Source organism: Reticulibacter mediterranei, from assembly GCF_016587455.1.
Genome location: NZ_BNJK01000001.1, coordinates 2,006,704 through 2,031,538 on the forward strand (window position 1 = coordinate 2,006,704; position 24,835 = coordinate 2,031,538).

Genomic DNA, 24,835 nt, shown 5'->3' on the forward strand with positions numbered 1-24,835 from the left:
TATTAAGAATCAGAATAGGCATGAAAAAACGCGACCATCGCATGTAACGCCAGAGGGCGATAGAGGGCGGACTGCCTTAGCAGCCTGTAACGGGCCGGGCGAATACGTTCTACACGCTTAATAAGTAAGCGGATACGAATGGGATCAACCTGAACAGGAAAAATAGCGCATCCAGTTAACAAACGGAGATAAGCAACAACATGGGAACGGCGACAATCAGCAATCGCAACGGTCAAGCAGCCTGCTTCTCCACCAATAACAATACATTGATGGCGCCTCATCACCTGCAACGGCAAATAGTGCCAGTATTGTCTCGGCACGCGTCTCAATATCTGTAATCTTGGAACCACGTTTAGTACATCATGCACCATTACTTGTCTCATTTCCATTCGTTTCTCTAGAAGGTTTGCTTAATATATATTTCATAGGATAGAGTAGTTATGTGCAGATGCGATAGCTATACGTGCGAAAATGAGGTGTTCAAACACACATACATGTTGAGACTTAAACACTCCTCAATAAAAAAAAGGTACAGTAGGTTACTGCACCTCTCTATTATGTGAAAGCGTCAAAACAGCATATTTTTACACGGAAATAGCGCGCAATGGGCGTGGATGCTCCTTCGTTTCCTGATCTTCGTTCCGTCGAATCATCGTATATCCCACGCCGGGAACGGTCAGGATATAATACGGATTACTCGGATCTGGCTCGATTTTTTGACGTAAATGACGAATATGAGCTTTGATTAAACCAGCATCTCCCTCGCCATCGTAACCCCAGACATGCGTCACAATCTGGTTCGCGGTACACACATCGTTGGCACTAATAGCCAACAGATGCAGCAGTTTGCTTTCCGTTGGTGTCAATCTAGCAGTTTTCCCATGTATAGTTACTTCATTATGCAGAGAATCAACATGAATCGGGCCAACCGTAACAATTGATGATGGACGCCGCTCCAGACTGGAGCGCGCACGACGGCTGACCGCGCGTATACGTGCAAGTAATTGAGAAGGGAAAAATGGTTTGCGCAAGTAATCATCGGCACCAGATTCCAGGCAACGCACCTCATCCTGAACGTCTTTGCCGTCCGTGACCACCAGCACCAGGGCATCATGCTTGGTCCGTAGCTCACGACATAATCCAAGCATGTCCACATCTTTGAGAGCTGTATCTAAAATGACGAGATCAGGTTGTTGCTCCAACCATTCCGTCCTGGCTCGCTCGGCATTATACGCCCGGTACACCTCATATCCAAGCGTCTTGAGCCAACTGGTAAGCATTTCGACCAGATCCCGATCGCTATCAATGACCAGTAACTTCATCGCATCTCCTCTCTACATTGATGCATTACAGCATGCTTCATTACAAGCCTGGCAAGTGCCAGCAGTACAAATTGACAGCACAGCAACATTTTATGAGCAGGCTTTCTATTGCGTCACCACAAAGAGAGGTTTTGAACGCTTACAAACTGTTTCCATATCCCATAAAGGATAACAGTAGAACAACTGGAAATATTCATATCGACCATTTTCTATAACACGCTCTTCCCAGCTTCTTTCTCGACAGATGACCATGAAAAAAACTAGAGAGCCTTACACCCTGTACTGAAAACAGTACACCTCATACAGAATGATAGCAACAATACTTCCAGATAGCGTCAAGCGTTATGACATCTGTATAGACCGTATCATAAGCGATAGCATGCCCTGGTAGCCCCTGGTCACACTTATATACAACGTCCAACCAGCATTAATCGTTGCAATCCTTTACTTTCCCCTTATTATACGGCAAACAATCGCAGAGGTTGTAGATACCATTACTAATGTTTAACAAGAAACTGGTTACTTATCCTTAACGATAAAAATTACACCTTAACAATAGTAATAGAGAAAATTTATACTACGACCTTCTCTTTGTGTATAGAAAACATTACATTATTATTGATACAGCAATGCTTTCTCTTCCTAAGAAGTAATATATCTTAGGGATAGGTGAATTGCAAATTATTGCAATTCATGACACAGCTTGCATCCTGGCGCAATAGACATTCCTCTTTCCTCAGCACAGGCAGATTGCACAGATAAAAAGAGCCGAATACAGCTACGCCCTTATACATAACTATATTCGGCCAAACAACGCATTCTATTTACCTGTCGCATAGAACCAGAAAAATATCCTGAGCAAAAGAGAGGGAATTTCTTTTTATAGAAGAATGACATTTCCAGCCATATCAATAAAAAGGCGGGTATGGAATATCAGGATACAGCAGTAATAAGAAAGCCGACACACACGCCAAGTACGCCCCCAACAAACACTTGAATAGGTGTATGCCCTATCAGCTCACGCAACCGTTTCTCAGCAATGGGATGTCCCTGGAAGGCCTCATCAATCATCTGATTGAGGATGCGCGCTTGAATACTGACGGCACGACGAACGCCAGCGGCATCATACATCACAATACTGGCCAGCACTACCGAGATAGCGAATTCTGTCGAACCGACACCCAGCGTGCGTCCAGTAGCAGTGGCGAGACCTGTAACGAGTGCAGAATGGGAGCTGGGCATCCCACCAGAAGAGACAAGACGGCTCAAAACTAGCCTGCGCTCACGAAAGATCTCGTAGACCGTTTTACTCACCTGAGCAATAGCCCAGGCGAGGAACGCGGCAATTAAAGCGCGATTATCGAGAAGTGAGTTTTGCATCATAGCATTGTAAAAACCTTTCCCCTGTTAAAGATCAAGGGGCTGAATCGATAGCGTACCATCGCTATTGGCTGTAAGTTGCTGCACCGACAACTCTGCCTGCTGCAATAACTCATTACAGCGCTGAGCTAATTGCACACCCTCCTGATAGTGCTGTAGCGCACGTTCAAGCGGCATATGCCCATCTTGCAATGCCGCGACAGCAGCTTCAAGCTGAGCAAAAGCTTCCTCAAAAGACAGGGACTCCATACCAACACATCCTTTTATTGTTGTGAAGAACGAACCCGAACAGGAATATGACCATCCTGAACCTGAATGGTGAGAGTGTCCTCTGGTTGCACCTGCTGGATACTGGTCACAACCTCCTGAGTTTCATCACGCCGTACGATAGCGTACCCACGCGCAATCGTCAAGAGAGGGCTAAGTGAGTGCAGTTGCAAACTCACGCCACGCAAACGTTCCTGCTTGAGAGAAATCAGATGCTCCATCTGCGTTTGCAGGCGTTCCATCGTATCATCGAGTTGCTGCCTGCGCTGATCCACCAGTTTCAGAGGACTCACACGTTGCAGATCACGCTGAGCATGCTCCAGCTGCGTTCGCAAATCCTCGATCCGATCCTGCATTAAGAGCGTCAAATCGTGAGCCTTATCCTGCACCTCAACCCGCCAATCATCGATATTAGGAACGGCGGCGGTCGCGGCAGCAGTGGGCGTTGAGGCACGATAGTCAGCCACAAAATCGGCAATAGTAAAATCAGTTTCGTGCCCAACGGCGCTAATCACAGGGATACGCGAGCGCGCAATGGCACGAGCCACCACCTCTTCATTAAAGGCCCATAGCTCCTCTATTGAGCCGCCACCGCGCCCAACGATAATGACATCCGCCTCTCCATGTTCGTTCAGCAGATCGAGGGCGGTCGCGATAGAGGCTGGGGCTTCGGTCCCCTGCACAAGCGAGGGAGCAATAAGCACCTGTGCCAGCGGATAGCGAGTTCGCAGTACGCGCAACATATCGCGCAAGGCTGCTGCTTGTAAAGAGGTAACGATCCCAATAATGGCGGGTTGTGGTGGAAGAGGTCGTTTGCGTTCGGCATCAAAAAGTCCCTCGGCTGCCAGACGTGCCTTGAGCTGCTCGAAGCGCTGAAAAAGCACACCTTCACCCAGAGGTTTGACAGCATCAACATAGAACTGCAATTTGCCGTCCCGTTCGTAAAATGCAACACGACCATTGACAGCCAGCGCCATACCATTACGCAACTCAGGCGCATCTGAACGCAAACGTGAGTATTTGAAAAAGACACAGGGCAACTGCGCCTCGCCCTCTTTGAGAGTGAAATAACAATGCCCGGACGCATAGATTTTGCAATTAGAAACCTCACCATGCACCCAGATATTTTGCAGGATATCGTTGGCCTCCATTAGCTCTTTCAGATAGAGAGCCAGCTCAGAGACGCTCACAACTGAGGACGTCTCCAGGTAGCCAGGCAGATATGTTGGATGCATGTCGTCCATGCCCCCTACGCCTCCTCTGCACTATCAATGGTCATGAGCGGCTGCCCATATTCTACAGGTTGTCCGTCCCGCACAAAGATTTCAACGATACGTCCGGCAACCTGCGTCTCTACTTCATTCAGCACATTCAACGACTGAATCGTTCCCACACGCTGACCAACTTTGACCACATCTCCCGCTGCAACTAGCGGAGAGCCTTTCGGCTTGGCCCAGACATGAAAAATCCCAACAAGCGGTGCGACAACAGTATGTTTCGTGTCCACGGGTGGCGCTGCTTCTTCCACAACTGGCATATGAGATACAGCCGCTGCCACGTTACTACCATCGGAGACCGTTGCTTTGCGTAACATCAGACGCGTCCCCAAAGAGACACGCTTCACCTCTATCTCTGAAACATCGCTTTCGTCCAGCAAATGTACGAGTCGCTCTAACTGCTCAACGCTGATTTCATCGGAAGATGGCTGTTCTTCCACTGAGAGCGACTCTTTATAAGAATGCCTGTTGCCGTCCATATAGATTTGACCCCATAATATTTAAAATAAAGAGGCAGCAGCACATAGCTCTGCCTATGCCTGCTCCATTTATGCACGCTCCACATACGCGCCAGTAGAGGTATTGACGCGAATGAGATCGTCGGTCGCAATAAAGAGTGGAACCTGCACGACCAGCCCGGTTTCGGTTGTTGCAGGCTTGTTTCCTCCCGTAGCGGTATCACCTTTAAAGCCTGGCTCGGTGTAGGTTACACGTAACACCAGCTTCTCCGGCAGCTCTACGGAGATAGGCTCGTCATTATAACGAACAATGCCCAGCTCCAGGTTATCGATCAGGTAATTTTTGGCATCACCCAGTTGCGCCTCAGTCAGAATGATATCATCATAGGTGTTCATATCCATAAAATGATAATGATCACCGTCCTGATACTGATAGGTGACGTTTGAATGATCCAGATACAGGCGCTTAAATTTATCGCCTGCGTCACAGGTGCGCTCAAAAATTGCTCCGCTCCGCAGATTGCGCAATTTCATACGCACAATCGCACCGCCGCGTCCAATTTTGACGTGTTGCCATTCTATAATATTGCAGGGCTGCCCCTCAAATTCAATAGCCAGACCCTTTTTCAGGTCGCCAGTAGAAATCATGTAAAGGCTCCTTTAGCGTGGAATCACCAGTTCTGTTGGTGATTGCGTTAATACTTCAACACCATTCTCATGTACCACCACACAATCTTCAACGCGTACACCGCTCCAACCAGGAATATAGACGCCCGGTTCCACAGTGACGACGCTGCCAGCAGGTAAGGGTACATCCTCTGGTGCGCGTTGGGAAAGATTCGGACCTTCGTGAATCTGCAAACCAACGCCATGCCCCGTGCTATGCACATAATATTGTGCCAGACCAGCCTGCTCCAATGCCTGACGCGCCAGAGCATCGCCTGCAACGCCCGATAGCCCTGCATGCAAACCAGCTTCACACGTTTTCATCGCATGCAGCGCAGCATTATAAATTTCGCGCATTCGCTCCTCAGCAGGCTCACCCAGGCAGATCGTGCGTGTCATATCGGCACAATACCCGTGATAGCGAGCGCCCATATCAATCGTAATCAACTCGCCCAATTGAACACGGCGCTCGCTTGCATGAGCGTGAGGCATAGAGGCGTGGGGGCCAGAGGCCACGATCGTTTCAAAGGCCAGACCATCAGCACCCAGCTCGACCATCTTACGCAAAATCTCCCACTGGATCTCTTTCTCGGTCATGCCAGGCTGTATCCACTGACAAATATGCGCAAACGTCTCATCGGTAATAGCGATTGCTTTTTTCAGCAAGTCAAGCTCATAAGATTGCTTGATCTGACGCATCTCTTCTATGCAACTGCGCTCAAACGGCTGAAGTGTATAGACGCCATCGCCAGCTGCACGAATCTTTTCGTACTCGCTGAAACTGATGTCCTGCGCTTCAAAGCCAATTTTACTCCAGCCATATTTCTTCGCCTGCTCAGCAATCTCGGGGGCGTACTGGCGCGACTCCGGGACGATGACTTCCCAACCAACGGCTTCGCGTCCTGCAACCTCTGCATAGAGAGGATTGGTCAAGAGCAACTGCTGCTGTTGTCCCACCAGCAAAAGGCCGGAACCTTCTGTATCCTCATTGAACCATCCACTGAGATACGAGCGGTTCTGGGGCTGCGCGACAAGGAATGCATCAAGCCCCTGTTCACCAATCCAGACCCTAAGTTTATTGATACTCTCCTGAACCATATGCTTTTCTCTCCCGTCTGCTATATCTCTTAACGAGCTTGCGAAACTTGCTCCTGCACCAGATCCACCAGGGCGCGTAAAGCAAGCAGGTAGCCGTGCCAGCCCAGGCCAGCAATCTGTCCCCGACTGATAGGAGCAATTACCGAATGATGTCTGAACGACTCACGAGCATAAATATTGCTCAAGTGAACCTCAATGGTGGGGATTTTGACCGAGGCCAGGGCATCGCGCAACGCAATCGAGTAATGCGTCAACGCGCCTGGATTAATGATGATTCCCGACGCGCTTTCCGAGTGCTGCTGGATATAATCTATCAGCGCCCCTTCGTGGTTGGACTGAAAACACTGTACCGTCGCCCCCAATTCAGCGGCCTGCTGACGCAGCTTTTCATAAATCTGCTCGAGTGTGATATTGCCGTAAATCGAGGGTTCACGGGTTCCAAGCGTGTTGAGATTTGGCCCATTCAGTACCAGAAACGTGTGCATACCTTATGGCCTCTTTTCCGCAAAAAATCCAGTGACAACCAGCGAGACGAGTTCATCGGTCATAGGAGTCACAACGACCTCACCGATCCGTTTCGGCATCACCCAGCGCACGCGTTTACCAACCACTTTCTTATCCAACTGTATCTTTGCGAGAATATCCTGTGCACGAACAGCGCCCTGATACACCACCGGCAGACCAAATGCCTTGAGCAAGCGATTCTGCCTCAGCACTTCATCGGCAGAAAACATGCCTGCGGCCTGAGCCAGCGCCGCCGCCGCAACCATACCGAGCGAGACCGCTTCACCGTGCAGCCATTCACCATAGCCAGAGACGTTCTCAAGCGCATGACCAATCGTATGACCATAGTTAAGAATAGCACGGCGTCCCTGTTCGCGCTCATCCTCTTCTATCACTCGGACCTTTAACTCAATACAGCGGGCAACAATCTGTGAAAGCAGCGCCACAGGAGGGTGAGTGAAAGTAGACAGGACATTGACATGTTCCTCTAGCAATGCGAACAATTCAGCGTCCAATATAATACCATACTTTACAACTTCTGCCCATCCCTCGGTACGTTCGCGTGGAGGAAGCGTCAGCAACGTTGCAGGATCGGCAAGCACAAGGCGTGGATGATAAAAGGCACCGATCAAGTTCTTGCCCTGTGGATGATTAATACCCGTTTTACCACCAATCGCCGCATCGACCTGGGCCAGCAGAGAGGTTGGCACCTGAATCAGCGGCACTCCGCGCAAATAGGTGGCGGCGGCATAGCCAACCATGTCACCAACAACGCCACCGCCAAAAGCAATAATAGCCTCGCGCCGCTCTGCCTTTTGCTCAAGCAGCCAGTCATAGATAGCGCTCAATTGCTGCTGCGATTTGCTTGCCTCGCCTGCCGGAACCACATAGAGCTGCGGCTCGAAACCGGCCTGCGTGAGCTTCGCTATAATCGTTGAGGCATACAACTTCTGGAGATTGCTGTCGGTGAAGAGGAAAACACGCGGCGGTAGCCCCAGTTGTGTCAGATATTGAGGCAAGTGCCCAAGCCCCCCCCAATCAACCACAGCATCATAGCCTTCGCCTGCATGAACGTGTCGAACAATCGGAGCTACTTGCTCACCAGAACCAGTCAACATTGCAATACTCTCCTGAACCACCTGTTCGGCGCTCTTCCGTCCTTTTCCGCGACCGGAAGGCCCGATCAAAAATACATGCTACACAGCGCTTATTGTACCATGCACAGGCCAGTTAGTAGAGTTCCTCGTTGCGTATACTGGTGTTCAAGATATCGATCAGGCTAAAGGTTGTAGTATCAACGGCGGCGAGATGTTGCTGCGCGGCCACGCCCTGGCGTACAAACGATTGCATGCGATTATCATACACTTTGAATGTCCGGCCAAAGGAGAAAATATATTGTTCCAGCTGCCCTGTTTGACGATTGAGCAACAGAATATCATCGCCTGTTGCGCAATTTCCGCTCTTCACACAGCGCGACCGATCAAGGAACGCGCCAACCAGAATTTGCCAGTGCTGATCCCACGTCTGCGCGGCATACTGATGGGCCACCTGTAAAGAGCCATCAAAGGCCAGAAAGGTGCTGCGTGCCATCTGTGCATCGTAGAGCATAACACTGAGAGAAGGGAGGCCAAAATGACCAACATAAAGCACTTTCTTCGCTCCCCAATCGGTGTAGCTCTTCTGGCTGGCTACCGTGAGATCGCTGGCAAGTTTGAATAGTTGAGCATGTCCATTGCCCGGATCATAGAGCAACAACTGCGCTCGCCCGCTCGCAGCAAAGTCGCCACTATAGACCTGCCAACCGCCGTTCAAGTGATGCATCTGTTGATAATGCATCATATTCAGAGCGGCATCAAAATCTAGCAAACGTCCTTCGCCCCTGGTGCGGTCGTAGAGAAAAACGCTGTCCTGATGAGGGCTGGCAAACGCCCCAATATAGATTTCCCAGCTAGCAGGCCAGAGCGTATAGTGTTGCTGTGTGTGAACGCTCAAATCGCGATTGAAGTTGAGCAGCACAATATTTTGCAGACGACCTTGCTTCTCCCATTCAGGCACCGTGATTGGACTGGTAGCGGTGGTTCTGGCCGAAGGATTGTACATAAAGAGGCTGGAACGTTGCCCATCAAATCGTCCAGCATAAACCTCCCAACCTGTACCAGGCCCATTAAAGACAGTATGCCGCTGAATAGTAAGTTGGGGAGTGAGACTGATCAGGTGGATCTGCCCTTTTGCGCGATCATAGAGCAGGATCTCAGACTTGCCGGAGCCGGAGAAATCGCCAATATGAACCTCTAGAGATGATCCCCAATGACCGGCGGCTATTAAAGAATCACCTAAATTGACCAGCACCGGGCCACTTGACGCTCGCTGCAATTGTAGTACTTTGAGGCTCCCCTGTTGCCGGTTATAGAGCAAGAGATCGCTCAAGCCCTCGCCGCTGAAATCGGCATTAAACTCTTGCTCGGAAGATGTGTGGGCAATCTTGAGAGAAGCCCCCGTAGGCGTGGGAGTCATGGTAGCAACCGGACGAGCAGGGCTGCTCGTTGGAGTTCCTCCAGAAACGCGCCCTAACAATGTATTGGTCCAGGCAATAGCACCAGAATCGACCGTCTGAATACCAGGGAGACGAGCAAAGCGTTGAAGATCGAGCTGTTGTGGAAAATAAATGAAGCGTAACTGACCAGCCTGATATTGAAGCTGGTTAATCACGTTCACGTTATATCCCTTGCCAAAATAGATGGGAGTGGGATCACCATAATTTTGATAGGTGACATCAAAGCTCATGCCATTCGCGCTCACGGCAGTCACAAAGGCAACGTGACCGGGGAGACCAAAGGCCCAGACACCATCTGCGCGCGGAAAGACGGCAATAGCGCCAACGCGTGGAGTTGTTCCCACAGAAAGGCCAGATAACTGCGCATCAATAATCCAGTCAGCAGCATTGCCCCAATTGAGCGGCAAGTCATAGCCGAGAAGGTGCCACTGTTCCCACGTCCACCAGACGCAATTGCCACCAACAGGAAAAGGTCCGGGGCAAACAGGAAAGGGATTCCCATCGGACGAAAATCCGACGTGGAGACAGGTTTCATCAACTGATGGATTGGTATGATCTTTGGCACTGGCAGATGGAGATTGAAATGGTGCAATCTCCAAAAGCAAAATAGTCACTAACAGTAGCACACCAGCAATATGAAATATAGTACGACGTCGACGCCTACATACCGCAGTACAACGCTTATAGCGAGCCTTCCATCGTTGCGTAATCCTATGAGATGCAGGAAGCATAGCAACGGCACCTTCCCAACCTTTAGTTGAAACGCAAGAAAGCAAAGAAACAAATATGGCACGAATAGCGAAATATGGCCGAGATTGTATGAACGAATTCTAGTATATCATTGTATATATTTCTATACAAGAAGCCATTACCAGCTTCTCACAGGATTTTGTCGCCTCGTTCTGATTTTCCTGAATTTTTTTATCTAACTGACGTACAGGTGTTTCAGATATCTTCTCTGCCACCACCATAGAACGCGAGTCAACTTCATCGCGACCTATGCTGACCTGTAAATGCGCAGGGCCGTAAGGAAAGCCGAGGAACTAAAAAATTTCCTCTAGAAACCTATTGACAACGAGAGTGAGCAATGTTATTATTATGCACGTCCCAGGGCGATTAGCTCAGTTGGTTAGAGCGCCACGTTGACATCGTGGAGGTCACAGATTCGAGTTCTGTATCGCCCATTACACAAAAACGCGACTTCAAATGGAGTTGCGTTTTTTCTATTTTAACGATTATTTACCCTCCTCCGCTTTACGCCTTACCATCGCCTACCAACTTCTACAGCAATTTAAACATCATCTTCTATTAGTTTTTACCACCATGATAACTACTTATCTCCAATATATGATTGCAATAAACTTTTCGATCCATTAAGATATAAAACTGCAATCTGCATTATATCTTCCCCAAAGGTTAATGGTGGAGAACAGCCAGTACATAATAAATTTTTTGAGGTGATACTTATGAATTCAGCAACAAAACCCTGGCAAGAAGCTCTGCACATCTGGTTGCGACAGCATCCAAAAACTGCAACGAGCCATCAACAAAAGTTGCGAGAAGATTTCGTTCGGCACTTCCCAATTGAAAGCCTGTCAACAATGACACTAGATCAATATGCAATTGGAAAACCAGATAGTTTCTGTTATTGGCTGGAGTTTAAGACAAACGAGTTAGGAGGAATTCGAGGGGGAAACGCTGCCAAGTTTGGGGTCTGGTGGAGCAAAAGCGAGGATCGCTGGCGCTGGAATAGCAGCTATCAAAATGCGGAAAATGCTCTAGCATCCATGAAACGGGGACTACTGGAACTCATAGCCGCAACTAGAAACTTACAGTTTGATAAGCTTGACAAAATTGGCGCAGATTTACTCGGTTATAATCGCTACTCTTTACGTGGCAAACCACTCTACCTCTACTTCCCAGAATACTTTTTACCCATATCAAATCCAGAACACCTGAGATATTTTTTAGGTCTGTTTGGAGAAAAACCGAAAGGTGATCTTCTGGAACTGAATCGCCAATTATTGGCTCACTTACAGTCGCTTCCTCAGTTCGATGGTTTCGACACCTTACAAATGATGATATTTCTTTATGAATGTATGCCACCGAAGAAAGGAAGCGCACCACCCAAATCAATACATCAGCAAAAGCAAATTGATCCAGTTGATTCTTCCAATAATAATCGTACGACCGTTTTCATTAGCTACAGCCATGAGAACCAGGAAGAGCTGAATCGCTTACTTCTACATTTAAGAGCCACTAAACTGAATAATAACACAGTAAAGTGGTGGGATGATACACAAATAAAACCCGGTGCACTGTGGGACGAAGAAATCAAAAAAGCGATGGCTTCAGCTTACGTAGCAATATTACTTGTTAGTATAGATTACCTTGCCTCAGAGTTTATATTAAAACACGAGCTACCTTCCTTATTAACCGCAGCAGAAGATGATGGAGTCATTATCCTACCGGTCATACTTGGACCTTGCAACTTTAAGTACACAGAACTTGCTCGCTTTCAGGCAGTGAACAATCCCTCTATACCTTTAAGTAAAATGAACAAGCATGAGGCAGATGAAGTGTGGAACAAAGTTGTGGAGATTCTCCATGAAATGAAACCAAAAGATTTCTAGACGAATGGTGAAAAATAAAATACTTGTTTGTGTATCTGTTAGATACGAGACGCTCTTTACTCTTGAAAAAGAGCGTCTCGTATCTAACAGATACACAAACAAGCGAGAGGGGAACTGCAATTCACCCAGACTTGCTATTACTTAATACGAGTAATACCTGATTGCCTTAAAAAGAGGTTGTCCAATTGGTGAACCCCAACCAGTAGTTGCATCCCAGCCGGTAGTTGCCGAATAACCAGAAATGCTTCCCTGAGCGTTATTACCCACTGTGATATCATGGAACACCTCAGAGGCTGCTTTCTTATTGAGGCCCAGCAGATAGAGTTCGGGGTTTAAGAAACCCAGCGAGTGACCCGCATACTGATTGGCATCAGCAGTCAGGCCCGCCCATAGTGGAGCGCTCTCGCTTGTGCCGCCAAAGAGATAGTAGTCAGACTCTGACCCTAAGAAGCCCAGATAAACGGGAATGGGCGTCTCTGGGTCTGCATTCATAGCAATATCAGGCAAGCCACGATGCCCCTTCAACAGCTTTTGCGTCTGCGCTGGCAGGAGCTTTTGATAGACAGGCTCAGCAAAGTGCTGGCTCACACCGCCACCGGTTGCGCTCCCAACACCATCGTTCCAGACCGTCTCCTTCTGATAGTTCCCGCTGGTATCAGCATAGAGGCTGGTTCCACCAACCGCCGTCACCCAGGGAGACGAGGAAGGATACCCGACAGTAGGAAATGGATAGATATTGCCATTTACATCGGGATTTGCCGATCCAGCATCGCCAGTGGAAGCGAAAATAGAAATGTGGTTAAGAGCCGCCAGTTGATAGAAGCGCTCAAAGTTGTTGAAAACGGTCTGCCCTTCAGGAGTAAAGAGCGTATTCTCGGTCGTCCCCCAGCTTTGTGAGATAATCTGGCCGAGGTGATGCGAGAGGGCATATTGCTCCAACTGAAGAAACTCTGGCATCCCTTGAACACCCTGCGTCTCAGAGACTGGGCTGGTTAAAACGACAATGTTAGCTGCTGGAGCCATAGCATGCGCCCATTGAATATCCAGCGAGGTCTCTTCTGCCCAGCCAATATGATCGTCATTGTTTGGATCGAATGGAACCGATCCAATCGGGGCAAGTTGCTGGAACGAAGGGGGATCGGGCAGGCCATAATCCGCGTCAAACTTTTTGAGATCGGCTTCGGCTGTCGGGCTACCAAAGGAATCGATGATCACAATAGTCTGCCCTTTTCCATCATATCCCTGATTCACAAGCGAGGCCAGATCATAGGCCTGGCGCATCTCCTGCGGACTATAGCATGGCACCTGGATAGCCGAGCGACAGGCCGTATCACTGGGAGCTTGCCCATTGTTCCAGTGCTTCCAGTGTCCAGTTACCGCCAGCGCACCTATACCCTTTGGGGTGCTGGGAGCAATGTTTGCAGCGCCTAACAAGAGAGACGCAATACAAAGTAGAGCAATAAAGAGCCAGAACAGAATAGACTTCCGAGAAAGAGGAGGAGCTGCTGTCACAGGCATAGGACATCCCTTTCCTTCAAACAAAGTAAAGAATAACGTGGCACTTTTGAGCAAAACATGAGTTTATGATGAAATGTCAAAGCATCGTACATTGACGATCTCATCATGAAAGTAGAGAAATTTCTGCTCGACACAGAATTATGCAGTTAAGTTTACCATAAAGATAAATAGAAATACAAGATTTAATCACTCGACTGCTTGGAGCATTTTCATCATTTTGTGAAGAGGATGAAGTGTGATCCCTCACGTAGCGAGCAACCTTATAGGTTTGTAAGCCTCCTGAAATAGGAAAGATGGCTAGTAGTAGATGGGGAGCGGTCCCGCTTGACTTCCATTTTCATAGAGTGCCTTCCTGGACGACCGACAGGCATTAAGAGTGTAATTTCTTCCTACAGGTGGCATCACGCCGCACAATCTCGCTCAGTATCTCACCCAGCCAAACGTCGTCGCGTGCGGCGGGAGTTGGATGGCAACGGAGCGCATGATCTCCGAGCACAAATTTGATGACATCGCGCGCCTGGCCGCTGAAGCACGAGCGATTGTTCGCCAAGTGCGCGGAGAAGGAGAGGAACAGCGATGACGAGAGTTGTGACCCTGGGCAAAATCCTGCTGCGCCTGAAATCGCCACAGTTCGAGCGCCTCTTTGATATCAATGGGCGCGTGCACCGCTAGGGGGAAAGAGCAAGCTGATCCTCCTATTCAGGCGCAGAACTTCCGATGGGAACGGCACCGCGCATGATACTCTCGATCTCCTGCAGGGTTTCCGGCGTGAGATGTCCCTCGCTCGCCGCAGCAGTTTGGGCGAGTTGTTCGGGCATGCGCGCGCCGACAATAGCCACATCAACAGCAGGCTGGGCCAGTACCCAGGCCACGGCAAGTTGCGCGATGGTCATTCCCTGCTCTTGTGCCACGCGCTTCAAGCGCTCGACTACTGCGACATTCCGTCTAAACCCCTCACCGCTGAAGGACTCGTGCTGGCTCCGCCAGTCATCCGGCGGGAAGGTTGTCTTTAGCGAAAACGATCCACCAAGCAACCCATGAGCCAGTGCACCATACACAAGCACTCCAATGTCAGCGGCCTCGCAATAGGGCAGAATCTCTTCCTCGATCTCGCGTCGGAAGAGGTTATAGGGAGGCTGCAGAGTGTCTATCTTCCTCGTCCGCTCAAACGCTTGCATCTGTTCAACGTTGAAGTTCGAGACGCCCACATAGCGAATTTTCCCTTCCCGCACCAGTTCGTCGAGAGCGCTGGCTGTCTCTTCCATGGGGGTATTGGGATCAGGCCAATGAACCTGGTACAGATCGATAGAGCTGACTCCAAGAGCGCGGAGACTCTCCTCGACTCCCTGGCGCAACCACCCGACACTGGAATCGCGCACGATCCGGTCTCCTTCCATACGTAGTCCGCCTTTGGTAGCCAGCACAATCTTATCGCGCTGGCTCTTCAGTTCAGGCTGGAGTGCTTCACCAAGCAGGCGCTCGGCCAGACCAAAACCATACGCCTGGGCGGTGTCGAACAGGTTAATCCCCAGTTCGAGCGCCTGGCGTATGGTTGCTTTTCCTGCGTTCCACTGCTCCTGCTTGATCTGCCCCCATTCACCACTGAACTGCCAGGTACCGTAGCTGATTTTGGAAACGTGGAGGGCTGTTCGCCCCAACGATGTGTATTCCATCCTCCATCCTTTTTCTATAGCTTGCGGGTGATCATTATTCTGCCCGTGCAGAAGTCGCTGACCCAAGCATCTCATGCAATTTTCCCTTGTTCTCCTGAAGATGAAGCTGCCCTCCTAACGGCTTCCGCAATTGCTCCCACTGGAGCGCTGGATGACCAATAGCAACATGAGCATAGCGCATAGTTTTTTCCTCATCTGTCTATATTCCTGATGAGCCTGGCTCCTGATCATCCGAGCACTTTTACCAATATCCTAACGCAGAGAAGCAAGTCAACAATTTGCTATGCTACGATAATCCCTGACTATCACATCCGGGCGGCGTGTCCACCCCATCAGAATCTCACTCTTTTTACCTGTTTTACCGCTCGGCCATCCAAATGTTGCCCACGGATAATAGGAGAGATTACCTACCTACAGATCCTTTTGCTCACCAGATATGATACGACCTCGTAGAAGTTGTAGAGAAGAACGATGTGTCACTCTTCAAGTGACGATAACGGATCGGACAAGGTTGTATGCCAGGCTTGTCTTGTGTACCGTTGTTCAAGAGAAGAGGAAAGGAAGAGTATGGCGAAAAAGATTGTCATTATGGATGATGAGCCAACGATAGCTGATTTGTATACTGAGGCACTAGCAGAGGAAGGCTATGAGACATTCAGGGTAACTCAGAGCCTGCGCTTTTTTGATGCTCTCAAAGAGCATCAACCAAACTTAGTACTGCTGGACCTGATGATGCCCTTCTTGGATGGGCGTGATGAATTGAAACTGATGGAACTGGCGGGACGTGAGGGCCAGATACCAGTGATCGTGGTCACGGCCTACCCCAACGTAGCCAGGGAAGAACAGGATTTGCGGTCTGCTGGTGTGGTCCAGATCGTCCAGAAACCAGCAGACCTGGATAAACTGATAGAGTTGGTCGAGCAAACAATTGGTAGTCCATAGGGAAACCAGCCTGATTTTAGAAAAACAGACAGTAGAAGTTGCTAATATTCCAAAGATACAACTTCTACTGTCTGTTTTTTTACAGCATCAACTGATGCAGAGTATTTATTTCAGTTAAGCGCGAGGGAGAATGGGCAAATTCATGCCTTCGTCGCGCGTGCGGTGCGTACCGGCGACATCTTTAATGCCGCCTTCTGGGTAAACCACGCGGGCCTCATGCGGCGGGAGCAAACTTGCCACCTCTTTCAAGACGGCATCCAGGAATTGATCTTCGGGCACGGTCTTGATGACTTCGCCTTTGCGGAAGATCACACCTTTCCCTTTGCCACCGGCCAGACCAACATCAGCATCACGCGATTCGCCTGGACCATTGACCACGCAGCCCATCACAGCAACGTGCAGGGGGGTCTGCACCTTCGCCAGACGCTTCTCCACCTCGTTGGCAACGCTGATCACATCGATCTCTACACGTCCGCAGGAGGGGCAGGAAACAAACGTCACGCCGCGATTGCGCAGTTCCAGTGAGCGGAGAATCTCGAAGGCGACGGGTACTTCCTCCTCTGGCTCAGCGCTCAGGCTCACACGAATGGTATCGCCGATGCCATCAGCCAGCAACAGCCCCAGGCCAACCGACGATTTCACGGCCCCGGTCACAAGCGTACCAGCCTCCGTAATGCCGAGATGGAGAGGATAATCGGAGCGCTGGGCAAAGCGACGATACGCCTCTACAGCCGTCAGCACGGCGGAAGATTTGAGAGAGACGGCAATCTCATGATAATCCAGCTCTTCACACCAGCTGATATATTCCAACGCCTTCGTGACCATGCGCTCGGCCAGATGCTCACGCTCTTTCCGCCGCGCCTCAGCAGGATCGGTACGCTCCAACACGCCATCGTCGCGCAAACGTACCTGAATGCGCTGCATCTGAGCGCGTTTATCGAGGGCATCGATCGAGCCAGAATTCACACCAATGCGCATGGCGACGCCACGCTCTTTGGCGGCAACAACAATTTGCTCCAACGACTTGCGACCATTGAGCAAATTGCCAGGATTGATGCGCACCTTATCAATGCCCTGACGAATAGCTTCGAGAGCAAGTTCGGGATTATAATGAACGTCGGCAACCAGCGGAATATGAATGCGCTTCTTGATCTCGCCAAGTACCAGCGCATCCTCCATCTCAGGAACAGCAACACGAATGATCTCGCAGCCTACCTCTTCCAGACGATAAATCTGGGCCACAGTACTTTCCACATCACGCGTGTAGGTTGTTGTCATAGATTGCACTGCAATCGGTGCATCGCCGCCAATTGCCACATTACCGACATGAATCTGTCGCGTTTTCCTTCGCATAATGTCTACTACTCTCCGATTAACTACCCCAACCAGCCACATCACTGATCGTAATAATGACCATCAGGGCAAGTAAAATTGCCATGCCAACTAAATTGATAATGCCCTCACGCTCCGGCTTCAGACGTTTGCCGCCTCGAATAAGTTCAAGCAGCACAAGCACGATACGCCCCCCATCCAGAGCAGGGAACGGTAATATATTCACAATTGCCAGATTCAAGCTCAATATCGAGGTTAAGCTAAGAATCGGCCACCAGCCAAGATCAGGCACGGTCTGAGCAACCTGACCGGTAATCTTCACGATACCGACTGGCCCGGCCAGTTCGGGCTTCACTGCCCCTCTAATCATCAGAGCAATCTGTCCAAGAAAATCACGGGTCACTTCAAATGTATGTTGAATGCCCTTGAAAGGTGCCAGCCATAGAGGAGTGCTGACAAAAGTAATCTTCTGCTCAACGCCCAGATGTCCCTGTCCGGCGGGAGGATTCACCAGAGCATTCACAGTGATAGCGATGGGCGCTGCGGCTCCTGTACGTTTCACTTGCAAATGCACAGGAACAGTGTTCAGACCTTGCTTCTTTGCAGCATCTGTAATCTTTGTCACAGCAGCCGCCATATCGCTAAATTGTGGGGTGGACTGACCATCAACGCTGATAATGATATCGTCAGGGCGCAAGCCAGCGGCAGCTGCCGGAGAATTGGCAACCACAGTGCCAAGCGTCGCGGTATTTGTGTAGGTAGGCTCTCCCAATCCGTAAGCAACGGTAAAAAGCACCATAGCCAGCAGCAGATTCATTACGACACCCGCGCACAGGACAATAATGCGCTTCCCGGCAGGCTTGGCGGCAAAGCTTTGAGGATCGTAGTTTCCATCGTCATCCAGCACGTCGCCATTTTCACCAGGCATACGTACAAAACCGCCGATAGGAAGAAGATTGAGGGAGTAGAGGGTATGATTGGATACAGCCGCATCGGGATTGCTCGCGCCACCACTGGTCCCGCTAAAAGGATTCTGTTTGCCGCTGATTTCCGGGTCACGATGCTGCCCGAACCAGATGACCTCCCAACCACCAGAATCGCGCTTGCGAAACCCGACAATATTAGGAGGGAAGCCGAGGCCAAATTCCTCAACACGAATGCCTGCCCACTTCGCAGTGATGAAGTGGCCAAACTCATGTACAAGTACGAGCAGCCCGAAGACCGGAATAGCCGCCAGTAAGTACCAGTTATTCATCCCATCATCCTTTATCTATCAATATATAAGATGCCTGCCTACAAAGTCGGGACACGGGCTGCGACCTGATCGAGAGCCTACTGATACTACTACATAAGCTTCTCGCTCAGTTCTCTTGCCGTTCTCCGCGCCCAGGCACACGCCTCCAGAGTTGTCGCCACATCAGGCTGCTCAACGGACTGATGACGCTCCAGCACAGCCTCTATCAGACGAGCAATATCGAGAAATCCAATTTTCCCGGCCAGGAAAAGTGCCACCGCCTCCTCATCGGCTCCCAGCAGAGCACAGGGGTAGGTGCCACCACGTTTTCCAGCCTCAATAGCCAGACGGAAGCAAGGGAAGCGCGCTATGTCCAGCGCCTCAAAGTGCAAACTGGCCACATCAGCCCAACGCAACTCGCGAATGAAGCCGGTATCAGCAATATCAAGCCGATCAGGATAAGCCAGAGCATTCATGATCGGTATATGCATACTGGGCAAGCTGGCCTGCATCTTAATTGAGCCATCAATAAATTCCACCATTGAGTGGATAATACTCTCAGGATGCACCACGACCTCAATCTGGTCATATGGTACGCCAAAGAGCCAGTATGATTCGAGGACTTCAAGCCCCTTGTTCATCAGCGTTGCAGAGTCGATCGTGATCTTCTCTCCCATACGCCAGGTAGGATGTGCCAGGGCTTGCTCCACCGAAACGTTCTCTAGCTGCTCAAGGGTGGCATGACGAAATGGTCCCCCCGAAGCAGTAAGCAAAAGACGGTGAATATCGCTATTTTTTTCGCCACGCAAACATTGCCAGATAGCGCTATGTTCACTATCGATTGGCAGGACCGGCACATTGGCACGGTGAGCCGCCTGCATCACCATATGGCCCGCCATCACCAGAGTCTCTTTATTGGCTAACGCAATTGTCTTGCCAGCGCCAATCGCCGCCAATGTGGGTCTTAGCCCCATCAAACCGGAGGTTGCCGCCACCAACACATCGACATCAGCATGGGTCGAGACGGCCAATAATCCCTGTTCGCCGAGCATAGCGCCGGGCAAAATCTCGCGCACCCGCTGCTGCAATTCTGGCGTATCAGCGAAACAGGCAACAACTGAGGGATTGAACTCGCGCACCTGTTCGGCCAGGAGTGAAATATTACTACGTGCAGCCAGGGCAACAACCTGAAAGTGATCAGGAAAGCGGCGTACTACGTCAAGCGTTTGCCGCCCAATCGATCCGGTACTCCCCAGCAAAGCAATACGTTTAGGCTTTGTCATCATGCATAACTCAAAGCACGGTACACTATCTGTACCAGCATCTCTCTTCCAACAATTCAGACAATCTTCGACGTACATTCCGTATACTGACTGGCTACTCTATGCCGATCAGCAGAGTCTAAACTCATTCACATAGATTATATAGCAGAGATGCACCCCTGACAGATCCCCAACGAAAGAGTTGTCAAGGTCATCTTTATTGTACTCTACGAAAAAGCTGCTAGCATGTTGCTCTCCCTATATACCTATAAAAAGAGCAAAGAGATACACCACCACAACCGCGAAAAGCAGGCTGTCTATGCGATCAAGCAGTCCACCATGACCGGGCATAAACTGACCACTATCTTTAAAGTGGGTCTGCCGCTTGATTAAGGATTCGGCCAGATCGCCAAAAACAGCTGCAATCCCGATCAACACCCCCAATACCACAGCGAGATACCAGGGAACCCCAAGCGGAATGGCGGCAAACAGGAGAGCAGCAAGTATCGACACAATCAGGCCACCAGCAACTCCCTCCCATGTCTTCCCAGGACTAATATGAGGCGCGAGCTTATGGCGTCCCAGATAGCGACCGGTAAAGAACGCCGCGCTATCAAAGCCCCAGACGCCAAGAAAAGTGACGAGGAGCCACCAGCAACCGCGCGGCAAAGTCAGCCAGACAGGGCCAGAAAAATGGATCACCGTCGGCTCATATCCACGCAACAGGAGGAAAAAGCTCATGGACCAGGCCAGATAAAGTGGGATGGTCAACGTCAACGCCCAGTCAGCGACCACGCCATCAAGATTTTTGCGCATGAAAAAACTGGGCAGAGAAATAAGCAGCGCACAACTCCAACCGACTTCGAGGATAATGAGGCGCTGCTGAGGAAACATAGCTGCCACCAGGAAGAGGAAGCCGAGGGCAAAGCTCATCCACACAAGGGGACGATAACCGGCGTGGGACAACATCCTGAGCAGTTCAAGCATTGTCATCGTTACTACAAAGCCCACGGCAATAAAAGCGGCCCAACCACCGATCCCGGCAAAAATGAGTACAATAGGAATAGCTATCAGCGCGGTGAGCCAGCGCTGACCAACAGAAGGCTGTTTTTTATCGGTCTCCCTGGAAGTTGCATCGGGTAGGCCTGAATCTTTATTTTGTTCACTGGCTCCTTGCAAGCAATTCACTTCCTCTATAGAGCGACAAAGATAGGGAGAAACCACCCGGAACATGTCCTAAGCAGGACGGCCTTTTGCCGCCCTGTTATTATCACGCTTGATTCCCGGTTGAAGAAACATCCAGGCGTCCAAAACGACGGTGACGCTGCTGGTAACTTTCTAACGCCTCAAGCAAATCTTCGCGCCCAAAATCAGGCCAGAGAGTGGGCGTAGCATAATACTCGCTATAGGCACTTTGCCAGAGCAAGAAATTGCTGACACGCATCTCTCCAGCGGTACGAATCACCATATCTGGATCTGGGAGGTCGCGGGTATATAGATAGGAACTGATTAACTCTTCAGTAATCGTGTCGGGCTGGCGACCATCCGCAATGATCTGGCGAATAGCATCAACAAGTTCGGCCCGACCACCATAATTAAAGCACACATTGAGGCCGATACGGGTATTATTACGGGTCAATTCCACAGAATCGCGAACAGCTTTTTGAAGATCGGGCGAGAGATCGTACAAGCGGCCAAGATGACGTAAACGCACACCATCGCGGTGCAATTTCTCTAGATCCGAACGGATCGTCTCCCAGAAGAGGCGCATCAAGCCTTCAACCTCGGCACGCGGGCGTCCCCAATTTTCGGTTGAAAAAGCATAGACACTGAGCATCTCAATATGTTCATCGGCAGCACACTCGACCAGGCGGCGCAGTGCATTAACTCCCGCTTTGTGGCCAGCCAGGCGGGGTAAATGCCGTTGTGTGGCCCAACGACCATTCCCATCCATAATAATCGCTAGATGGCGGACTGGAGACTCGGACTGCTCAGATATAGCGGGTTGCGACTGTGTAGCAACGCCCTCTTTCCTTTTAACTGAGGAAAGGAGATTTTGCAATTTTGCCAACGTTCGACCTCTCTCTTCTGTTATAGACATCCTTTATCCAACAACAACATCTGTCAGGCCACTCTACACAGAATTGGCAACGCCGGGCTGACAATCCGATAGATCTCTTCGTAGGGTAGTATATAATCTGCGTCAACATATCGGAAAGCAATAAATACGCAGTAGATTTACCTGACATGTACTCCAATGAAAGTGTAGCAAAGCCAGGCGGATATTACGATGCCCCAGGGACTTGACAAGTTGAACGAATCACGCTATGGGAAAAGAGCTTGATAGAAAATGACAGGAAGAGGATATATGCTTGAGTAGGGCCCCAATTCGATGAGAAATACCCGATGTCAAGGGACAAAGGAGAGATGGACGCGAAGAGAACGAATGCCCCTGTGTGCATCTCTCCCTGATCTAATAGCTACAGCCAGAATCAGACTTCCAGGATCTCCTGCTCTTTGGCTTTCCCAACCTTTTCCATCTCATCGATATAACGATCCGTCAGTTTCTGTAGCCTATCAGTACTACGCTTTAGCTCGTCTTCAGAAACCTCTTTTTTCTTTTCGCGATCCCGCAATTTATCCTGCACATCACGACGAACATTGCGAACAGCGACCTTATGTTCGTCGAGTTTCTTGTGGAGGGTTTTGACAAGATCACGTCGCCGCTCTTCATTCATAGGAGGAATAGCCAGGCGGATCACCTGCCCATCATTATTGGGGTTAATCCCCAGATCAGACTTTTGAATCGCCTTCTCAATATCGGTCAGCATTTTTTTCTCCCAGGGCTGAATGACGAGAAGACGAGCCTCCGGGACAGTCACAGTTGCAACCTGATTAATGGGCATTGGTGTGCCGTAGTAATCGACTTGAATGCGTTCAAGCAGGGAAGAGCTAGCACGTCCCGTACGAATACTCCCCAGATCATGCTTTAAAGCTTCGACCGCTTTTTGCATGCGTCTTTCTGCATCACCAAATAAGTCTGTAGTCATAAAAACCTCCTTTGTGGCGACCCATATGCCTTCACATATATCTTCATCTTAGAAGTTCATCCCACCTACATCATCAACCCATCTCCTTGAATGAAGGGGATAGGGTTCCTTCCTGGCAACATTAGACAGGCTCTTTGATGTTACTACTGACGAGTGTACCACACTTTTCGCCACGAATGATGGCCTCTAAAGCGCCGGGCTGATGAAGGTCGAAGACAATAATGGGCATATGATTATCTTTACAGAGAGAAAGCGCAGTACTGTCCATCACCTTTAAACCCATATTCAGCGCTCGCATATAGCTGAGTTCGTCAAACTTACGAGCATTGCTGTTCCGCATTGGGTCATCATCGTAAATACCATCTACTTTTGTTGCTTTCAACAAGATCTGCGCATTCAGTTCGACCGCACGTAGAGCGGCGGCAGTATCAGTGGTAAAAAAGGGATTACCACTGCCTGCTGCAAGAATGACCACACGGCCAAGCTCCAGATGCCGCACCGCTCGACGACGAATAAAAGGCTCAGCAACAGGAGGCATTTCGATGGCAGTCTGTACTCGCGTGACCATGCCCTGTTTTTCCATCGCATCTTGCATAACCAGCGAGTTCATTACTGTCGCCAGCATACCCACGTAGTCAGCAGTGGCACGATCAATGCCTGTAGCGGCGGCATCAGCACCCCGCCACATGTTTCCGCCACCAATGACCATCGCAATCTCCACACCCAGGCTGTGAACGCGCTTGATCTCCCCAGCAATGCTCCTGACGGTTTCAGCATCAATACCAAAGCCTTGAGGACCGAGAGCTTCGCCGCTGAGCTTCAAAAGGATACGCTGATACTTCAGATCGGCTACCATACGAGAATTCCTGCCTTATTCACCCAACTTGAAGCGACTGAAGCGTCGAACGATAATATTTTCTCCGGTATCGGCAATCACCTTACGCACCATCTCACCAACTGTGACGGCATCATCTTTCACCCAGGACTGCATCATCAACACCTGCTCGGAGAAAGCTTTTTTGAGCTTACCAGCAATCACCTCTTCGCGCTTGGCTTCTGGCACGCGAGCCATTGAAGGATCTTCTAGAACTTCTTTGCGCTTCGCATCGACGATCTCGGCAGGTACATCTTCATAGTTGACATACGTGGGTGCGACACCGGCGATTTGCAGCGTCAATTCATTCGCCAGTTGGCGGAAGCTCTCGCTACGAGCAACAAAGTCTGTGCTACAATTGAGTTCGAGCAACACACCTACGCTGTTATTATGGTGGACATAAGCAAAAACGCCGCCCTCTCTGGTCTCACGGCCAGCGCCAATAGCTTTTTCTGCTCGGCGGCTGCTTCTCGCTTCGATAATCTTGACCGCGTCATCCCAGTCCTTCGCCTCATTGAGGGCATTTCTACAATCATTAAACGTCGCGCCCGTCTCTTCACGCAACTTCTTTACGTCTACGGCTGCGTAGTCCATCGTTTTGTCTCTGCCTTCCTTAAATGTATTGAAAACATCACAGTTATTAGAAAAGTGTCTCCCAAATAGGGCACACCGCAGTTCGGCCACGCTGTAGCGTGGAGATATTCCCTGCTCGCAAATAACTGGATGTATTTCTTCTCTTCAGATGTGAGGTATACAACCAATTACACAGGAAAAAGCGGGAGGCAGGAGGC

24 protein-coding genes, 1 tRNA gene and 1 pseudogene are annotated in these 24,835 nt (G+C 49.9%); 4 read left to right on the plus strand and 22 right to left on the minus strand.

Annotated features, from left to right (window positions below):
• Positions 1–2 precede the first annotated feature (2 nt).
• From K3T83_RS08660 to K3T83_RS08710, 11 genes are all read right to left on the minus strand, one after another.
• Positions 3–383: a GspE/PulE/PilB domain-containing protein gene (locus K3T83_RS08660; protein WP_220202572.1), complete on the minus strand. Its 381-nt coding sequence runs from the start codon at positions 381–383 to the stop codon at positions 3–5.
• A gap of 201 nt (positions 384–584) precedes the next feature.
• The gene (locus K3T83_RS08665) at positions 585–1,322 is read right to left on the minus strand and encodes a response regulator transcription factor (RefSeq protein WP_220202573.1); all 738 of its coding nucleotides are present in this window, start codon (positions 1,320–1,322) and stop codon (positions 585–587) included.
• A 933-nt stretch (positions 1,323–2,255) separates the two neighbouring features.
• On the minus strand, positions 2,256–2,705 hold the full coding sequence (locus tag K3T83_RS08670) for a divergent PAP2 family protein (protein WP_220202574.1): 450 nt from the start codon (positions 2,703–2,705) through the stop codon (positions 2,256–2,258).
• Positions 2,706–2,729: 24 nt separating this feature from the next.
• On the minus strand, positions 2,730–2,951 hold the full coding sequence (xseB, locus tag K3T83_RS08675) for an exodeoxyribonuclease VII small subunit (protein ID WP_220202575.1): 222 nt from the start codon (positions 2,949–2,951) through the stop codon (positions 2,730–2,732).
• A gap of 14 nt (positions 2,952–2,965) precedes the next feature.
• Positions 2,966–4,213: an exodeoxyribonuclease VII large subunit gene (xseA, locus tag K3T83_RS08680; protein WP_220202576.1), complete on the minus strand. Its 1,248-nt coding sequence runs from the start codon at positions 4,211–4,213 to the stop codon at positions 2,966–2,968.
• A 5-nt stretch (positions 4,214–4,218) separates the two neighbouring features.
• On the minus strand, positions 4,219–4,725 hold the full coding sequence (locus K3T83_RS08685) for an acetyl-CoA carboxylase biotin carboxyl carrier protein (protein WP_220202577.1): 507 nt from the start codon (positions 4,723–4,725) through the stop codon (positions 4,219–4,221).
• A 69-nt stretch (positions 4,726–4,794) separates the two neighbouring features.
• Positions 4,795–5,352 carry an elongation factor P gene (gene efp / locus K3T83_RS08690; RefSeq protein WP_220202578.1) on the minus strand — a complete coding sequence of 186 codons (558 nt, stop codon included), beginning with the start codon at positions 5,350–5,352 and terminating at the stop codon, positions 4,795–4,797.
• Positions 5,353–5,364: 12 nt separating this feature from the next.
• Positions 5,365–6,468, minus strand: coding sequence for an aminopeptidase P family protein (locus tag K3T83_RS08695; protein WP_220202579.1), 1,104 nt, complete (start codon positions 6,466–6,468; stop codon positions 5,365–5,367).
• A gap of 29 nt (positions 6,469–6,497) precedes the next feature.
• Positions 6,498–6,953, minus strand: a complete 456-nt coding sequence (gene aroQ, locus K3T83_RS08700) for a type II 3-dehydroquinate dehydratase (RefSeq protein ID WP_220202580.1) — start codon at positions 6,951–6,953, stop codon at positions 6,498–6,500.
• 3 nt (positions 6,954–6,956) lie between these two features.
• Entirely contained in the window at positions 6,957–8,090 is a 1,134-nt protein-coding gene (aroB, locus tag K3T83_RS08705) for a 3-dehydroquinate synthase (RefSeq protein WP_220202581.1), read from the minus strand.
• A gap of 112 nt (positions 8,091–8,202) precedes the next feature.
• Positions 8,203–10,257 (minus strand): CHAP domain-containing protein, encoded by a 2,055-nt coding sequence (locus K3T83_RS08710; protein ID WP_220202582.1) that lies wholly within the window; start codon positions 10,255–10,257, stop codon positions 8,203–8,205.
• 379 nt (positions 10,258–10,636) lie between these two features.
• On the opposite strand from K3T83_RS08710, the gene K3T83_RS08715 reads away from it, so the two are divergent.
• Positions 10,637–10,710: transfer RNA gene (locus K3T83_RS08715), tRNA-Val, on the plus strand.
• Positions 10,711–10,992: 282 nt separating this feature from the next.
• Positions 10,993–12,159: a toll/interleukin-1 receptor domain-containing protein gene (locus tag K3T83_RS08720; RefSeq protein WP_220202583.1), complete on the plus strand. Its 1,167-nt coding sequence runs from the start codon at positions 10,993–10,995 to the stop codon at positions 12,157–12,159.
• A gap of 141 nt (positions 12,160–12,300) precedes the next feature.
• Here K3T83_RS08720 and K3T83_RS08725 read toward each other — a convergent pair whose 3' ends face one another.
• On the minus strand, positions 12,301–13,677 hold the full coding sequence (locus K3T83_RS08725) for a S53 family peptidase (RefSeq protein ID WP_220202584.1): 1,377 nt from the start codon (positions 13,675–13,677) through the stop codon (positions 12,301–12,303).
• Positions 13,678–14,071: 394 nt separating this feature from the next.
• Between K3T83_RS08725 and K3T83_RS57170 the strand changes: the two are divergent.
• Positions 14,072–14,257, plus strand: a pseudogene (locus K3T83_RS57170) (bifunctional 4-hydroxy-2-oxoglutarate aldolase/2-dehydro-3-deoxy-phosphogluconate aldolase); the annotation flags it as partial.
• A 115-nt stretch (positions 14,258–14,372) separates the two neighbouring features.
• Here the strand turns inward: K3T83_RS57170 and K3T83_RS08735 are convergent.
• Together K3T83_RS08735 and K3T83_RS08740 are read right to left on the minus strand one after the other, a co-directional pair.
• A complete protein-coding gene (locus K3T83_RS08735) occupies positions 14,373–15,350 on the minus strand; it encodes an aldo/keto reductase (protein WP_220202585.1) in 978 nt (325 codons plus the stop codon).
• Between the two features lie 34 nt (positions 15,351–15,384).
• Positions 15,385–15,531 (minus strand): hypothetical protein, encoded by a 147-nt coding sequence (locus K3T83_RS08740; protein ID WP_220202586.1) that lies wholly within the window; start codon positions 15,529–15,531, stop codon positions 15,385–15,387.
• 386 nt (positions 15,532–15,917) lie between these two features.
• On the opposite strand from K3T83_RS08740, the gene K3T83_RS08745 reads away from it, so the two are divergent.
• Positions 15,918–16,292 carry a response regulator gene (locus K3T83_RS08745; RefSeq protein WP_220202587.1) on the plus strand — a complete coding sequence of 125 codons (375 nt, stop codon included), beginning with the start codon at positions 15,918–15,920 and terminating at the stop codon, positions 16,290–16,292.
• A 114-nt stretch (positions 16,293–16,406) separates the two neighbouring features.
• On the opposite strand, the gene ispG is transcribed toward K3T83_RS08745, so the two are convergent.
• The 8 genes from ispG to tsf all read right to left on the minus strand — a co-directional run bounded on the left by ispG (position 16,407) and on the right by tsf (position 24,638).
• The gene (gene ispG, locus K3T83_RS08750) at positions 16,407–17,645 is read right to left on the minus strand and encodes a flavodoxin-dependent (E)-4-hydroxy-3-methylbut-2-enyl-diphosphate synthase (protein WP_220202588.1); all 1,239 of its coding nucleotides are present in this window, start codon (positions 17,643–17,645) and stop codon (positions 16,407–16,409) included.
• A 19-nt stretch (positions 17,646–17,664) separates the two neighbouring features.
• Positions 17,665–18,879 (minus strand): M50 family metallopeptidase, encoded by a 1,215-nt coding sequence (locus tag K3T83_RS08755; protein ID WP_220202589.1) that lies wholly within the window; start codon positions 18,877–18,879, stop codon positions 17,665–17,667.
• Between the two features lie 89 nt (positions 18,880–18,968).
• On the minus strand, positions 18,969–20,144 hold the full coding sequence (locus tag K3T83_RS08760) for a 1-deoxy-D-xylulose-5-phosphate reductoisomerase (RefSeq protein WP_220202590.1): 1,176 nt from the start codon (positions 20,142–20,144) through the stop codon (positions 18,969–18,971).
• A gap of 234 nt (positions 20,145–20,378) precedes the next feature.
• Positions 20,379–21,299, minus strand: coding sequence for a phosphatidate cytidylyltransferase (locus K3T83_RS08765; protein ID WP_220202591.1), 921 nt, complete (start codon positions 21,297–21,299; stop codon positions 20,379–20,381).
• A 91-nt stretch (positions 21,300–21,390) separates the two neighbouring features.
• Positions 21,391–22,191 carry a polyprenyl diphosphate synthase gene (gene uppS, locus K3T83_RS08770; RefSeq protein ID WP_220202592.1) on the minus strand — a complete coding sequence of 267 codons (801 nt, stop codon included), beginning with the start codon at positions 22,189–22,191 and terminating at the stop codon, positions 21,391–21,393.
• Positions 22,192–22,612: 421 nt separating this feature from the next.
• Positions 22,613–23,170, minus strand: coding sequence for a ribosome recycling factor (gene frr, locus K3T83_RS08775; RefSeq protein ID WP_220202593.1), 558 nt, complete (start codon positions 23,168–23,170; stop codon positions 22,613–22,615).
• A gap of 121 nt (positions 23,171–23,291) precedes the next feature.
• A complete protein-coding gene (pyrH, locus tag K3T83_RS08780; protein WP_220202594.1) occupies positions 23,292–24,026 on the minus strand; it encodes a UMP kinase in 735 nt (244 codons plus the stop codon).
• A gap of 15 nt (positions 24,027–24,041) precedes the next feature.
• Entirely contained in the window at positions 24,042–24,638 is a 597-nt protein-coding gene (tsf, locus tag K3T83_RS08785) for a hypothetical protein (protein WP_220202595.1), read from the minus strand.
• Between the last annotated feature and the right edge of the window lie 197 nt (positions 24,639–24,835).

What these genes read in the sequence shown, in the direction of transcription:
- K3T83_RS08660 (WP_220202572.1), bottom strand. Translation starts at nt 383, where the DNA reads ATGAGACAAGTAATGGTGCATGATGTACTAAACGTGGTTCCAAGATTA.
- K3T83_RS08665 (WP_220202573.1), bottom strand. Translation starts at nt 1,322, where the DNA reads ATGAAGTTACTGGTCATTGATAGCGATCGGGATCTGGTCGAAATGCTT.
- K3T83_RS08670 (WP_220202574.1), bottom strand. Translation starts at nt 2,705, where the DNA reads ATGATGCAAAACTCACTTCTCGATAATCGCGCTTTAATTGCCGCGTTC.
- xseB (WP_220202575.1), bottom strand. Translation starts at nt 2,951, where the DNA reads ATGGAGTCCCTGTCTTTTGAGGAAGCTTTTGCTCAGCTTGAAGCTGCT.
- xseA (WP_220202576.1), bottom strand. Translation starts at nt 4,213, where the DNA reads ATGGACGACATGCATCCAACATATCTGCCTGGCTACCTGGAGACGTCC.
- K3T83_RS08685 (WP_220202577.1), bottom strand. Translation starts at nt 4,725, where the DNA reads ATGGACGGCAACAGGCATTCTTATAAAGAGTCGCTCTCAGTGGAAGAA.
- efp (WP_220202578.1), bottom strand. Translation starts at nt 5,352, where the DNA reads ATGATTTCTACTGGCGACCTGAAAAAGGGTCTGGCTATTGAATTTGAG.
- K3T83_RS08695 (WP_220202579.1), bottom strand. Translation starts at nt 6,468, where the DNA reads ATGGTTCAGGAGAGTATCAATAAACTTAGGGTCTGGATTGGTGAACAG.
- aroQ (WP_220202580.1), bottom strand. Translation starts at nt 6,953, where the DNA reads ATGCACACGTTTCTGGTACTGAATGGGCCAAATCTCAACACGCTTGGA.
- aroB (WP_220202581.1), bottom strand. Translation starts at nt 8,090, where the DNA reads ATGTTGACTGGTTCTGGTGAGCAAGTAGCTCCGATTGTTCGACACGTT.
- K3T83_RS08710 (WP_220202582.1), bottom strand. Translation starts at nt 10,257, where the DNA reads ATGCTTCCTGCATCTCATAGGATTACGCAACGATGGAAGGCTCGCTAT.
- K3T83_RS08720 (WP_220202583.1), top strand. Translation starts at nt 10,993, where the DNA reads ATGAATTCAGCAACAAAACCCTGGCAAGAAGCTCTGCACATCTGGTTG.
- K3T83_RS08725 (WP_220202584.1), bottom strand. Translation starts at nt 13,677, where the DNA reads ATGCCTGTGACAGCAGCTCCTCCTCTTTCTCGGAAGTCTATTCTGTTC.
- K3T83_RS08735 (WP_220202585.1), bottom strand. Translation starts at nt 15,350, where the DNA reads ATGGAATACACATCGTTGGGGCGAACAGCCCTCCACGTTTCCAAAATC.
- K3T83_RS08740 (WP_220202586.1), bottom strand. Translation starts at nt 15,531, where the DNA reads ATGCGCTATGCTCATGTTGCTATTGGTCATCCAGCGCTCCAGTGGGAG.
- K3T83_RS08745 (WP_220202587.1), top strand. Translation starts at nt 15,918, where the DNA reads ATGGCGAAAAAGATTGTCATTATGGATGATGAGCCAACGATAGCTGAT.
- ispG (WP_220202588.1), bottom strand. Translation starts at nt 17,645, where the DNA reads ATGCGAAGGAAAACGCGACAGATTCATGTCGGTAATGTGGCAATTGGC.
- K3T83_RS08755 (WP_220202589.1), bottom strand. Translation starts at nt 18,879, where the DNA reads ATGAATAACTGGTACTTACTGGCGGCTATTCCGGTCTTCGGGCTGCTC.
- K3T83_RS08760 (WP_220202590.1), bottom strand. Translation starts at nt 20,144, where the DNA reads ATGATGACAAAGCCTAAACGTATTGCTTTGCTGGGGAGTACCGGATCG.
- frr (WP_220202593.1), bottom strand. Translation starts at nt 23,170, where the DNA reads ATGACTACAGACTTATTTGGTGATGCAGAAAGACGCATGCAAAAAGCG.
- pyrH (WP_220202594.1), bottom strand. Translation starts at nt 24,026, where the DNA reads ATGGTAGCCGATCTGAAGTATCAGCGTATCCTTTTGAAGCTCAGCGGC.
- tsf (WP_220202595.1), bottom strand. Translation starts at nt 24,638, where the DNA reads ATGGACTACGCAGCCGTAGACGTAAAGAAGTTGCGTGAAGAGACGGGC.